This window comes from Bradyrhizobium iriomotense (genome assembly GCF_030160715.1).
In the GTDB taxonomy this organism is placed as follows: domain Bacteria; phylum Pseudomonadota; class Alphaproteobacteria; order Rhizobiales; family Xanthobacteraceae; genus Bradyrhizobium; species Bradyrhizobium iriomotense.
The window spans coordinates 218,017-229,727 of sequence record NZ_BSOW01000012.1 but is presented as its reverse complement, the minus strand read 5'-3'; the positions used below and the strand labels follow the sequence as shown (position 1 = coordinate 229,727).

The 11,711-nt window shown below is 65.4% G+C and carries 10 protein-coding genes; 1 reads left to right on the top strand and 9 read right to left on the bottom strand.

Features of this window, described 5'->3' with window-relative positions:
• Positions 1 to 190 precede the first annotated feature (190 nt).
• The 3 genes from QQL28_RS19040 to QQL28_RS19030 all read right to left on the bottom strand — a co-directional run bounded on the left by QQL28_RS19040 (position 191) and on the right by QQL28_RS19030 (position 3,351).
• Entirely contained in the window at positions 191 to 1,444 is a 1,254-nt protein-coding gene (locus tag QQL28_RS19040) for an MFS transporter (protein ID WP_284267665.1), read from the bottom strand.
• 168 nt (positions 1,445 to 1,612) lie between these two features.
• Entirely contained in the window at positions 1,613 to 2,956 is a 1,344-nt protein-coding gene (glmM, locus tag QQL28_RS19035) for a phosphoglucosamine mutase (RefSeq protein ID WP_284267664.1), read from the bottom strand.
• A 227-nt stretch (positions 2,957 to 3,183) separates the two neighbouring features.
• Positions 3,184 to 3,351: a hypothetical protein gene (locus tag QQL28_RS19030; protein ID WP_284267662.1), complete on the bottom strand. Its 168-nt coding sequence runs from the start codon at positions 3,349 to 3,351 to the stop codon at positions 3,184 to 3,186.
• 90 nt (positions 3,352 to 3,441) lie between these two features.
• Between QQL28_RS19030 and QQL28_RS19025 the strand changes: the two genes are divergently transcribed.
• Positions 3,442 to 4,578, top strand: a complete 1,137-nt coding sequence (locus QQL28_RS19025) for an alpha-hydroxy acid oxidase (RefSeq protein ID WP_284267660.1) — start codon at positions 3,442 to 3,444, stop codon at positions 4,576 to 4,578.
• 24 nt (positions 4,579 to 4,602) lie between these two features.
• Here QQL28_RS19025 and QQL28_RS19020 read toward each other — a convergent pair whose 3' ends face one another.
• The 6 genes from QQL28_RS19020 to QQL28_RS18995 all read right to left on the bottom strand — a co-directional run bounded on the left by QQL28_RS19020 (position 4,603) and on the right by QQL28_RS18995 (position 11,666).
• Positions 4,603 to 6,147: a L,D-transpeptidase gene (locus QQL28_RS19020; protein ID WP_284267658.1), complete on the bottom strand. Its 1,545-nt coding sequence runs from the start codon at positions 6,145 to 6,147 to the stop codon at positions 4,603 to 4,605.
• Positions 6,148 to 6,473: 326 nt separating this feature from the next.
• A complete protein-coding gene (locus tag QQL28_RS19015; RefSeq protein WP_284267656.1) occupies positions 6,474 to 7,118 on the bottom strand; it encodes a single stranded DNA-binding domain-containing protein in 645 nt (214 codons plus the stop codon).
• 119 nt (positions 7,119 to 7,237) lie between these two features.
• Positions 7,238 to 7,864, bottom strand: coding sequence for a hypothetical protein (locus tag QQL28_RS19010; protein ID WP_284267654.1), 627 nt, complete (start codon positions 7,862 to 7,864; stop codon positions 7,238 to 7,240).
• A 64-nt stretch (positions 7,865 to 7,928) separates the two neighbouring features.
• Positions 7,929 to 8,807, bottom strand: a complete 879-nt coding sequence (locus tag QQL28_RS19005; RefSeq protein ID WP_431309620.1) for a shikimate dehydrogenase — start codon at positions 8,805 to 8,807, stop codon at positions 7,929 to 7,931.
• Between the two features lie 209 nt (positions 8,808 to 9,016).
• Positions 9,017 to 11,059 carry an elongation factor G gene (locus QQL28_RS19000; RefSeq protein ID WP_284267652.1) on the bottom strand — a complete coding sequence of 681 codons (2,043 nt, stop codon included), beginning with the start codon at positions 11,057 to 11,059 and terminating at the stop codon, positions 9,017 to 9,019.
• 127 nt (positions 11,060 to 11,186) lie between these two features.
• The gene (locus tag QQL28_RS18995) at positions 11,187 to 11,666 is read right to left on the bottom strand and encodes a DUF992 domain-containing protein (protein ID WP_284267651.1); all 480 of its coding nucleotides are present in this window, start codon (positions 11,664 to 11,666) and stop codon (positions 11,187 to 11,189) included.
• Positions 11,667 to 11,711: the final 45 nt, after the last annotated feature.

Here is an 11,711-nt window from a genome sequence, read left to right as displayed (position 1 = left end):
GGACGCCCCACTTTCTGAAACTCACGGGCGGACGATGGCACTAAATGCTTAAGCGCCACTTAACCCTAATTTTTAAGGTTGATTTTTTGTCACTCCACACGCGCGCGCGGCCGAAGCGTTGCAAAAATGCGGCACGCCGCGTCACAATCGCTAACGATGTATGAAGGCGCCGCGGCTTGCGGATGTCGAATTAGCGCGCGTGCTGCGGCAGTTTTGGCAGGAACACCGCCAGCAGGCCGATCGCCGGCAGATAGGCGCAGACCTGATAGACGAACTCGATCGAGGTGTGGTCGGCGAGCTTGCCGAGCACGGCCGCGCCAAGGCCACCGATGCCGAAGGCCACGCCGAAGAACACGCCCGAGATCATGCCGAAGCGGTGCGGCACCAGCTCCTGCGCGAACACGATGATCGATGACGTCGTCGAGGAGATGATCAGTCCGATGAACACGGTGAGCACCGCGCTCGCGTAAAGCCCGGCATAGGGCAGCGCCAGCGTGAACGGCAGCGCGCCGAGGATCGAGATCCAGATCACGATCTTGCGGCCGAAGCGATCCCCGAGCGGGCCGCCGAGAAACGCCCCGACCGCATTCGCGGCGAGGAAGATGAAGAGGTAGATTTGCGCTGCCTGCGTCGACACGCCGAAGCGATCGATCAGGTAGAAGATGTAATAGCTCGAGAGGCTCGAGACGTAGAGCTGCTTGGAGAACAGCAGCGCCACCAGCACGAGAAGCGCGACCGCGACGCGCCGCGAGCTTGGCCCGTCGGGATGCGCATGAATCGGCTTCTCCTTCTTCGTCGTGATCTGCGGCGCGTACCAGCGGCCGATGCGCCAGAGGATGAGAATCGCGAGAAACGCGATCGAGGAGAACCAGGCGATGCTGCCCTGCCCGAACGGCACCACGATCAGCGCCGCCAGCAGCGGGCCCATCGACGTGCCGAAGCTGCCGCCGAGCTGAAACACCGATTGCGCAAAGCCGTAGCGACCGCCGGAGGCGAGCCGCGCGATGCGCGCCGACTCCGGGTGAAACACCGCCGAGCCAAGGCCGACCAGCGCGGCCGCAACCAGGATGACGAGATATTGATGGGCGGCGCTGAGCAGCAGCAGGCCGAAAAAGGTCGAGGCCATGCCGATCGCGAGCGAGTAAGGCTGCGCCTTCTTGTCGGTGTAGTGCCCGACCACCGGCTGGAGCAGCGAGGCCGTGAACTGGAAGGCCAGCGTGATCATGCCGATCTGCGCGAAGTCGAGCGCGTAGGTGTCTTTCAGGATCGGATAGACCGACGCGATCAACGACTGCATGGTGTCGTTGAGGAAATGCGAGAAGCTGATGCCGGCGAGCACGACATAGGCCGGCCCTGCGCCCGGCTTGCGTGCCGCAGCCGCCACGTCGGTCACGACGACGGGCTCGGTCAGCGTTTGCTCGGAGACGACGACAGGCTTGTTCAAGGGATTGATTCCCGGCAGGCGCGGCGAACTGCCACACCCGCTCATTACGATGCAGGCGGTGGCCGAACCACCGCCAATCGCCCATGGCTGGGATGCGCTTGACCGGTTTCAGTGTGAGGCGACACGGCCTCGGCCGGGCTACGATCGTGCTTCGCGTATCGATGCGCCTTAAGCCGCAGCCTGTCCGAGTGCGGAGACGATGGTATCGACGACTTCCTCGACCAGGATGCGGTCCTCGCCCTCGCCCATCACGCGGATCACGGGCTCGGTGCCGGAGGAGCGGATCAGGAGCCGGCCGTGGCCGTTGAGCCGTTTCTCGCCGTCGGAGATCGCCGACTTCACGTCGCTGTCGTCGAGCGGCTTGCCGCTCTTGTAGCGGACGTTCTTCAGGATCTGGGGCAGCGGATCGAAGCGATGGCAGACTTCGGAGACCGGACGGCGCAGCTTCTGCACCACCGCCAGCACCTGCAAGGCGGCAACGAAGCCGTCGCCGGTGGTGGCATAGTCGGACAGGATGATGTGGCCGGACTGCTCGCCGCCGAGATTGTAGCCGCCGCTCAGCATCTGCTCGAGCACGTAGCGGTCGCCGACCGGCGTGCGCACGAGGTCGAGCCCCTGCCCCTTCAGGAAACGTTCGAGCCCGAGATTGGACATCACGGTCGCGACGATGCCGGGTCGCGCCAGCCGTCCGTCTTCCTTCCAGCTCTGCGCGATCACCGCGAGCAGCTGGTCGCCATCGACGATGTGGCCGCGCTCGTCGACCAGGATGACGCGATCGGCATCACCGTCGAGCGCGATGCCGATGTCGGCGCGCATCTCGCGCACCTTCTTCGACAGCGCTTCCGGCGAGGTCGAGCCGCATTCCTTGTTGATGTTGAAGCCGTCGGGCTCGACGCCGATCGGCACGACGTCGGCGCCCAATTCCCACAGCGCTTCCGGCACCACCTTGTAGGCGGCGCCATTGGCGCAATCGACCACGACGCGCAGCCCGTCGAGCGACAGATCGCGCGGCAGCGTGCGCTTGGCGAATTCGATGTAGCGGTCATGCACGCCGTCGATGCGGCGGGCGCGGCCCAGGCTCGCACTTTGTGCGAGCTTCTTGTCGAGCGACTCGTCGAGCAGCTGCTCGATCTGCCTCTCGACGTCGTCGGACAGCTTGAAGCCCTGCGGGCCGAACAGCTTGATGCCGTTGTCCTCGAACAGATTGTGCGAGGCCGAGATCATGACTCCGAGATCGGCGCGCATCGACTTGGTCAGCATCGCGACCGCCGGCGTCGGCATCGGGCCGACCAGCAGCACGTCCATGCCGACGGACGTGAAGCCCGCGACCATTGCATATTCGATCATGTAGCCGGACAGGCGCGTGTCCTTGCCGATCACGACCCGGTGGCGATGGTCACCGCGCTGAAACGCAAGGCCGGCAGCCTGTCCGACCTTGAGCGCGAGCTCCGGCGTGATCAGTCCGTTGGCGCGGCCTCGAATCCCGTCGGTCCCGAAATATTTGCGGCTCATATGAGTCCCCCACGCGGCAACCAGGATTCCCCAATACAACTACCGGATGCCTTGCACGGCTCCGCCATTCCTGATTTCGCTCGGCGTTCTTATAATGCCATCACAGCTAACCTGGCTTCAAAAAATATGATGAATCATTACGGAACCCGGCTGAGCGAACGCTCCGGTAACCCTTTGTTAACATTGGAACTCTCGCCAAACAAGCCCGAAGCAATGGAACTCACGGGTTAATCCGAACGCTTCACGTGCCGATCGCCGCGACTCGGCGGAGGCTGCGTGACGTTGACGGGATCGGAGGCGGGAAAGGTCTCTTCGAGGCCTTCCTCAAGCGCCTCATCGAGGCGATGCTTCTCCTCGGCATCAGTGGATTTCGGCACGGGTCGCGGTCTGGTCATGGCGGCCTCTTCGCAAACGATTTGGCTGTGCACCCATCCATGCTAGATGACCCCTCAATCCGTCGACGCAAGGACGGGCCGGGGAACGTCATGAAGCATATCACCTGCATTGAAGACCTCCGTGCGCTGCACAAGCGGCGCGTGCCGAAAGCGTTCTTCGACTATTGCGACCGCGGCTCCTATGCGGAGGAAACGCTGCGCGCCAATCGCGACGATCTCCAGCAGATCAAGTTTCGTCAGCGCATCCTGGTCGACGTCTCCAAGCGCGACACCGCGACCACGATCCTCGGCGAGCCATCGACCATGCCGCTGGTTCTCGCGCCGGTCGGGCTGCTCGGCATGCAGCATGGCGACGGCGAGATCCACGCCTGCCGCGCAGCGCAAGCCGCAGGCATCCCGTTCACGCAGTCGACGATGTCGATCTGCTCGATCGAGGACATCGCCGCCAATGTCGAGAAGCCGTTCTGGTTCCAGCTCTACGTGATGAAGGATCGCGGCTTCATCAAGGACCTTATCCAGCGTGCGATTGCCGCCAAGTGCAGCGCGCTGGTGCTCACCGTCGATCTCCAGGTGATCGGACAGCGCCATGCCGACATCAAGAACGGCATGACGGTGCCGCCCGAATGGTCGCTGTCGAAGCTGATCGATTTCGCCACCAAGCCGACCTGGGTCTCCGGCGTGCTGCGCGGCAAGCGCCGCACCTTCGGCAACATCGCCGGTCACGTGAAGAATACCGAGGATCTCAATCGCCTCGCGGAATGGACCGCCTCACAGTTCGACACCTCGCTGAACTGGAAGGATGTCGAGTGGGTCCGCAGCATCTGGCCGGGCAAGCTCATCATCAAGGGTATCCTCGACGTCGAGGATGCCGAGGAGGCCGCGAAGACCGGCGCGCAGGCCCTCGTCGTATCCAACCACGGCGGCCGGCAGCTCGACGGCGCGCCGTCGTCGATCGAGGTGCTGCCCGAGATCGCGGATACGGTCGGCGACAAGATGGAGATCATGTTCGACGGCGGCATCCGCTCCGGCCAGGACGTGATGCGCGCGCTCGCGCTCGGCGCAAAATCCTGCATGATCGGCCGCGCTTATGCGTATGGGCTGGGCGCCGGCGGCCAGGCCGGCGTCGCCAAGGCGATCGACATCATCCAGAAGGAGCTGCTGACCACCATGGGTCTGTGCGGCGTCAACAGGGTGGACGAGATCGACGATCACATCATCGCGGTCTAAACGACCCGCGCGACGTAGCGCGTCTTACCACCAGCCCTGTTGCGGCTGCCAATACTGACCGCTGCCACGCCGGCGCGCATAACCGGGCTGCGGCTGCGGATTGGGATTGCGCTGGAAGAAGAAGCCGAAGCCATTATCGTCCCAGCCGTCCTGGCTCGCAACAACCTCGGGGGCCGTGGGCCTGCGCGTGATGAAGCCGCCCTGGGGCTGGTTGCTCAGCACCGCGACGAACTCGGTACGATAGTTGGTCTCGCTGCTCAGCGGCTCGTCCGAGATGATGATCGAGGATCGCGGCATCGCGGTCGGCGCGATGCGGTCGAGCACGTCCTGCGGGATGGTGACGCGGTCGAGCGCATCCTTGGCTTCGTTTACGTTGTCGATGGTCACCACGGTCCAGCGCAGGCCCGTATCGCTCTTGGCCATGGCCGTGAAAATATGCGTCCCGATCGGCCTGTCGGGATTGCGGATCGTGACGGGAACCTCGATGCTCGTATCAAAGACCTCGCCGCCGCCGTCCGGTGCCGGCTTGTGCGTATTGCGCCGCACGTAAAGCTTCTGCGTCGCGCGGCTGATGTAGACCGAGACCGGCTCGAGCGCGAGTTTCGCCTCGGTCGCCGCCTTGGTCGCTTCGGCCTTCCGGGTCGCCGCCGCCTTGGCCGCATCTTTGGCGGCAGCCGCGGCATCGCGCTTCGGCTGCGCGTTGGCCTTGGCGGTGTCGAGCTGCGTCGCCGCGTCAGCGGCCTTGGTCGCGGCTTTTTGCTTCAGCTCCTCGGCCTTCGTCCTGGCCTGATCCGTCTTCGCAGCAGTGAGCACCTTGTCGGCGTAAGCGAGCTCGGCGTCGGCGCTCTTCTTGAGCCGTTCCAGATTGCGCAGCGTCGCAGGGAGCGATGCGGCCTCGCGCGCCGTCGTCGCGGCGGCTTTCTTCGTCTCGTCGGCTGCCCTGACGGCCTCATCCGCCTCGCGGGAAAGCGCATCGGCCCGGGCCGGGGCCGCCGCAATCGCGTCCTTCTTCGGCACGAACAGCGCCGGATGGGAGAAATCGACCGGTGCGGCGTCGTTCGGCGAGATGATCACCCGCATCCCGATGTTCGTCTTGTCGAACAGATCCTCCGCAAAGCCGAAGGGCATCCGCACGCAGCCGTGCGAGGCCGCATAGCCGGGCAGCGGACCGCCATGCAGCGCGATCCCGTTCCAGGTGATGCGCTGCATGTTCGGCATCCAGGCATCGTCATACATGGTCGAGTGGTGGTCCTTGTCCTTCTCGATGACGGCGAAGACGCCCGCCGGCGTCTCGCGTCCCGTGGTGCCGGTCGACACCGGCGCGCGCAGGATCCAGCCGTCGGCATCGTAGAAAGTGACCTGCTGGCCCTTGATCGACACGATCGCCATGATCGGCTCGCCTGCCGTGCGCGGCGCTACCGCCTCGGCGGCTTGGCGCGCCTGCTTCGCCGCGGCGGCTCCGGTGGTCAGCGCCGCCAGCGCGGCCATCGCCGCGATCGTGACAAGGCCGGCAGGCCGCCAACGCCGCATCGCCAGACTGGATTGCGCCGTCGTCAATCGATTTGCCATGCCGTACCCCGGTTGAAATAGTCGTCTGCGCTCAGCGTCGACCTAAGGCCAGATTGCGATCTCTGGATTAAATAACCGTCGCCATCGCAATTGGCTCCCGAGGACTATCGGCAGGTTCGATGGCAAATCTCTGATATACGACGGCCCGCGCCGGAGGAAGGGCGGCTTTCGGTCAAAAAATGGGCCGGGAGCCCGGCAGCGCGCAAGGCTGCCGGCGCGTCCACAGCCCGGGGGCGACCTGGCGTGGATCGGTCCAGTGCTTTGACGGCTCCCCGAAGCCAAAACCGGACGGCAGAGCCGCGCCGCCCCGGAAATGACGCCGGCAGTCACATCGGTGGCGTCACTCCGTCGCGGCCCACATTGACGCGGCCCGCTTCGAGCGAACCGTCCTCCTTCTTGGCCGCGCCGAAGATGATGAGCTTGGCGCCCGGCTTCACCTCGGATTTGTCGCTGGCGACGAAGGTGACGATCGGCGTGTCCGGCGGCACCACGATCTTCTTCTCGCCGTCCTTGTATTTGAGCAGGATGTTCTGGCCGTCGGTGCCCTTGACCGTCTCGGCCACGGTCGCATTCGTCATGGTCGAGTTGGCGCGTGCGTCCCAGGGACGGAAACCTTCGGCAGCGCCGCGCTGGTTCTCCGGGAAGATGTGCACGGCAATCGCCCGCTGCGACCCGTCGGGCTCGGGCATGCCGGTGACGCCGATATAGGAGCCCTCCTTGATCTCCGACAGCGCGGTCTTCACGACGGCGAACACGGCGACGTTGTCGGTCATGCGCACCTTCACGTCGCTGCCTTCGCGGGTCTTGATGCCGAGCATGTTGCCGTCGACGGTCTCGATGGTCCCGCGGATACGGACCGTCGCTGCCTGCTGCGCCGACGCGATCGAACACAGAATGGCAGACGACAGAATGGCAATGGTAGCGAGCGAGGCCACGAGCGTGCGTGGCCTCCGGGCGTTCAGTTCCTGCATGGCCTGTCCCTCCAGGGCGGTTGCGCCGGTCAATCATCGCAACCCCGGACCTGGATGCCTATTCCGCTTTCCCGCACTTTGTTGCGATCACGAAAATCGACTCGCGCGAGGGGAGCGCCTCACATCGGCGGCGTGAGGCCGTCGCGGCCGACGCTGACGCGGCTGGTCTCGAAGGACCCGTCCGGCAGCGCCTTGACGAAGGCGATGATCTTGGCGCCCTCCTTCAGATCCGATTTCTCCCCGGGCACGTAGGTGACGACCGGCGTCTCGGACGAGACGAACACCTTCTTCTCGCCGTCCTTGTATTTGACGAGCAGCGTGTGACCGTCATTGCCGACCACGCTCTCGGCCACCGTCGCATTGGTCATGCTGGAATTCGGCCGCAAATCGTAGGGACGCGAGCCTTCGCCGGTGCCGCGCATGCTTTCGGGGAAGACATGAACCTCGACGGCGTTCTGGCCGCCATCCGGTCCCGGCACCGTGGTCGCTCCGATGAAGGAGCCGACCTTGATATCGGAAAGGGCGATCCTGGTGATCCCCGCGACGCGGAGGTCAGAGGCGATATGCAGCCTGACGTCCTCGCCGCTGCGTGATTTCACCGACAGCAGATCGCCGTCGACTTTTTCGATCGTTCCACGCACCCGCGTCGGCACAGGCGCCTGCTGCGCGACGGCATAGAGCGTGGATAGGCCCACCATCGCGACAGCGACGAGCGGACGTGTGAAAGTTGCACGTTGTACAGACATGACAGTCTCCGATTGTCCCACGAGGACAAAACCCCGGAGGTCGCGCCCTATTCTCTCAAGATTTTCAAGATTTTGTGAGATCGGCTTCGACCAGCGCGCGCAGCTCTGCCGTCACCTGCGGCCGCTTGCCGAACCACAGCTCGAACCCGCGCACCGCCTGGTGTAGGAGCATGCCGAGCCCGTCGGCGGTCTTCAGCCCGCGCGCCTGCGCTGCCGCAAGCAGTGGCGTGATCAGCGGAACATAGACGAGGTCGGCAACGACCGCCTGTTGCGGCAGTCGCGCGATGTCGAGTTCGAGCGCCGGCTGGCCGCGCATGCCGAGCGAGGTCGTGTTGACGAGCAGCCTCGCCCGCGGCAGCACGTCGTTGATCGCGTCCCATGCCATCGGCTGCACGCGCGAACCGAACGTCGTCGCAAGCGCCTCGGCGCGCGCAATGGTGCGGTTGGCGAGATGGACGCGGCTGACGCCGCGTTCGAGCAGGCCGAACACGACCGCGCGCGACGAGCCGCCGGCACCCAGCACCAAAGCTTCCTCGGCCGCATCCCACCCCGGTGCGCTGGCGTCGAGATTGTTGATGAAGCCTTCAACGTCGGTGTTGGTCGAACGCAGCTCGCCGTCAACAAGCCACAGCGTGTTGGCGGCACCGATCGCCTTGGCGCGCGCATCCGGCGTCGAGAGTGCGAGCACGTCTTCCTTGTGCGGGATCGTGACGTTTGCGCCGACGAAACCGTGCAACGACAGCCGCAGTACGAAGTCGCGCAAGTCCTCCGGCGGTACCGCCTCGATTACATAGCCGCCCTCAATGCCGAGCGTGCGCAGCCAGTAGCGATGGATCAACGGCGAGCGCGAATGAGCCGCCGGCCATCCGATCAGGCAGGCTACGGGCGTCCTAGACACGGTCAAATCCGAAATTCCGATGCAGCACGGCGACCTCCCCGTCATGCCCACGCGTGTCGCGGGCAACCACGTCGTCTCGTGCATTCCAGAGACGTGGATGGCCGGGACATCCAGCGGAATGCCCGGCCATCACGATCAATATGTTCGGTGAAGGCCTGTCAAGCACAAGGGCCTGCACGGAGCCTGCACGTCCGGCAAGGCGCGATGTGCCAGACCCGGGAGCACCGCCTGGCGGTGCTCCCGGGGATGAGCGATCAGGCCGCGTGCGCAGCGATGATCTGATCGGCGGCGCGTCCCGTCACCTCGGCCATGTGATCGAACTGGCGGGTGAAGCTGCCGGAGCCGGCGGTCGCCGAGCGCAGCTCCACGATGAGCTCGCCGATCTCGGCCTCCGGCATCATGGCGCGGACGCAGTCCCAGCCGCTCCAGCCGTCGCGGGTGTCGAAGCCGAGGATCTGGCCGCGCCGCGCCGACAGGATCGCGTTGATCTTGGCGGTCGCGTCCGTCGGGCAGACGATCTCGACGACATGGATCGGCTCCAGCAGCACCGGCTGGCATTGCGGCAGGCCTTCGTTGAGCCCGACCCGCGCCGCCGTGCGGAACGCGAGATCGGACGAGTCGACGCTGTGATAGGAGCCGTCGGTCAGCGTCACCTGCACGTCGGTGACGGGGAAGCCGAGCGGGCCGCGGGTCAAGCCGTCGACGACGCCTTCTTCCACCGCCGGAATGTAGTTGCGGGGCACTGCACCGCCGACCACCTTCTCGGCGAACTTGAACCCCTCCCCGCGCGCCAGCGGCTTGATGTCGAGCACGACGTCGCCGAACTGGCCGTGGCCGCCGGACTGCTTCTTGTGCCGGCCGCGCTGGGTGATCGGCTTGCGGATGGTCTCCTGGTACCCGATCGCGGGCGGGTGAGACTTGACGTTGACGCCGAAGCGGTCACGCAGCCGCTCACTGGCGACGCGCAGGTGCATCTCGCCCTGCCCCCACAGCACGGTGTCATGGGTCTGGGCGTTCTGCACGACCATCAGCGAGGGATCTTCCTCGTGCAACCGGGCGAGCGCCTGGCCGAGCTTGACGTCATCCTTGCGGTCGGTGGCGGCGACCGAGATCGCAAGCACCGGCGGCGTCGGCTCGACCGCAATCAGCTGAGACGGCGGGGTCTTGCCGGTCGAGATCGTGTCGCCGGTCTTGATCGGATCGAGCTTGCCGAGCGCGATCGTGTCGCCGACCTCCGCCGACGGGCGCTTGGTATCATAGGCGCCGTTGACGGCGAGAATGCCGGAGATGCGTCCCGCGCCGCCCGAGGCGGATTGCAGCGTGGCGCCGTCGTCGAGATGGCCGGCAAGCAACCGCGTCAGCGACAGCTTTCCGCCATGCTGCGAATGCAGCGTCTTGAAGACATAGCCGAGCGCATCCTTGGTGTCAGGCGCGCCAAGCCGCTTGGCGGTCTCGGCAATCCCGGGCGCCTCATGGCGCAGCGCCTTCATCAGGCGCAGCACGCCGTTTTCGCGCCCCGCCGCTCCCAGCAGCACCGGGCAGATCAGGCCCTCGCGCAGTTCGCGCGAGAGATCGTCGAACACGGCATCGCGCGGCGGCTGGATGTCTTCGAGCAATTGCTCCATCAGCGCATCATCGTGATCGGCGAGCTTCTCCAGCATCGAGAAGCGGGCTTCCTTCTCACGGTCGAGATTGCCGCCTTCGAGCTCGATCACCTCGGAGGCCTTGTGCTCGCGATAGATGAAGGCGCGCTCGAGCGCGAGATCGACGAAGCCCTCGATCAGCTCGCCGTTCCAGATCGGGATCTGGCGCAGCACCAGCGGCACGCGGGACGCCGGCTGCAACGTCGCAAGCGTCTCGCGAACGCGTTGGTTGGCGCGATCGATCTTGTTGAGAAACAGAAAGCGCGGGATCTTCATCTCCTCCAGCTCGCGCAGGATGATCTGAAGCTGCGGCAGCTTCTTCTCGTCGGCCTCGCAGACCACGACCGCAGCGTCGACCGCGGGCAGCGCCGCGCGCATGTCGTGGGCGAACTCAACGGAACCCGGACAATCGAGGAAGGTGTAGCTGTCGCCCATGAAACTCGTGGTGGCAGCCGTCAGGCCCACGGTCATCTTGTGATGGCGGGCCTCTGGCGTGGCGTCGCCCACCGAAGTACCGGCGTCGACGCTGCCGGCACGCGGGACTGCGCCCGTTCGTGCCAATATCGCTTCGAGAAGAGTGGTTTTACCGCTTTGGAAAGGGCCCACGAGCGCAATGCACCGTGGACCTCGGGGACTTCTGACGTCTTGTCCCATTCGCCGCCTCCTTCATGTGGAGCTCGGCCCGTGATTGGGTCGGCAAAGATCGATGCTCTGCCCGTCCCTTGGTTTTGGCAAGCGCCAAACGTCGCTGCGGTGCGTCGTCGCCGAAACGTGTCAGACGTTAACGGCCCGGCCGCAGTTCCAGGCTTTCGAGGCCAGCGGCGATGTTGAGTCCGACTTGGCCCTGCACGCTGAGCGGCTGGAGCGCGATCGAATTGTTGGAGCCGCCGACCAGCACGTTGCCCCCCAAGCCCACGCCAACCGACGCGCTGCCTTGCGCGCCGGCATAGTTGCCCGAGAGGTCGCCGGGCCCGAGGCGATCGACCGGCGCGAACACGCCCCACGCCAGCGCCGTCTCCTGGGTGATGCCGATGTCGAGACCGACTTTGCGGATGGTCGCGACGTAGCGATCCTCCGGCACGCCTTCGGCCCGCAGCACGCAGCCGAGATTGGTCACCGATCCCACCACGAAGCCGACGCTGGCGCCGCCACGGCATTCGAGCACGCCAACCCGCACCATCCGCTGCTGCGCGCTCGCACCCGCGACGGACGCAACGAGGCCAAACGCGGCGAGCCCGGCGAGGAGGAGTGAACGGCGCATGGAAAGTCTCCGGCTATGATGTGATGCGAGCAGAGAGGGCACCGC